Consider the following 1,342-nt stretch of genomic DNA (forward strand, 5'->3'; position numbering starts at 1 on the left):
CATGGCCAAATTGCTTTGTTAGCCTAATTATTTCGAGTATGCATCAAGCGAACAGGTTCGACATTCCATCCGCTAGCGGATGGAACCGATCGAGCCACCTCCAGCGCGGCCGAATTGTCCGGAACGTAACATTCGCGACACGAACAATCGGACGATGCACCGCCATAACCCGACATTGTGCCGGTCGACATCCCGCAAATTGTGCCCCGACTGTAGATGCTCGCTTGGCACAACGCTTGCAATCCATCGGCGACAACTCAAGAGACCTGACATGCTCAATCCGATCATCAATGACACAACGCTTCGCGACGGTGAGCAGACCGCTGGCGTCGCATTTCGCACTGAGGAAAAATGCGCAATCGCCGCCGCACTGTCGCAGGCCGGCGTGGCCGAACTCGAAATCGGAATTCCTGCCATGGGTGAGGACGAAATGGCGTGCATCGCTGCAATCGTCGACCTGAACCTCGACGCTCGCCTGATGGTTTGGGGGCGCCTCACCGACGAGGATCTCACCGCGGCATTGCGTTGTGATGCCGATATCGTTCATCTCTCGGTTCCCGTTTCGGATATTCATTTGCAACACAAGGTGCGGCAGTCGCGCAGTTGGGTACTGGCGCAGATCGCACGCGTCGTCGGCGAGGCAGCGAAAAACCATCCCAGAATTTCCTTGGGCATGGAAGACGCCTCGCGCGCGGATCCCTCATTTCTCGTAGAAGTGGCTCAATGCGCGCAGCAGCACGGCGCCCAGCGCGTGCGCTTTGCCGACACTGTCGGTATCCTGGACCCCTTTAAGACCTTCTACGCCATTGCAGCGCTACGCGTTGCCGTCGATCTGGAGATCGAAATACACGCGCACGACGACCTCGGGCTCGCCACAGCCAACACACTAGCCGCCCTTGGGGCCGGCGCGACCCATGCGAGCACCACCGTCAACGGGTTGGGTGAGCGCGCCGGCAATGCAGCGCTGGAAGAAGTCGTGATGGGCGCACGGCACCTGCTGCGACGAGAAACTGGCGTCGACACCAGAGCGCTGCCCGACATTTCGTCGTTAGTCGAACAAGCCTCAGGCCGCGCAGTTTCCTTAAACAAGAGCATCATCGGTAGGAACATCTTTACTCACGAGTCGGGCATTCACACCGACGGCCTCGCGAAGCACCCCACGACCTACGAGGGATTCGATCCGGCAGAGCTCGGCCGGCAACGGTCGACGATACTCGGGAAACATTCTGGATCTCAAAGTGTGCGTGAGGCCTACGACGCACTAGGCGTGAGGGTGTCGGAGCGGCTCATCCCGCTCCTGCTTGCGCGCATCCGCTCTTTCGCCACGCAGTACAAGCAGGCG

At 59.5% G+C, this 1,342-nt stretch carries 1 protein-coding gene; it reads left to right on the forward strand.

The features are described from left to right. Positions 1–271: 271 nt before the first annotated feature. A partial coding sequence (gene nifV, locus B0G83_RS38000; protein WP_105512361.1) for a homocitrate synthase occupies positions 272–1,342 on the forward strand: 1,071 nt, incomplete at its 3' end.

This window comes from Paraburkholderia sp. BL21I4N1 (assembly GCF_002973525.1).
Classification (GTDB): Bacteria; Pseudomonadota; Gammaproteobacteria; order Burkholderiales; family Burkholderiaceae; genus Paraburkholderia.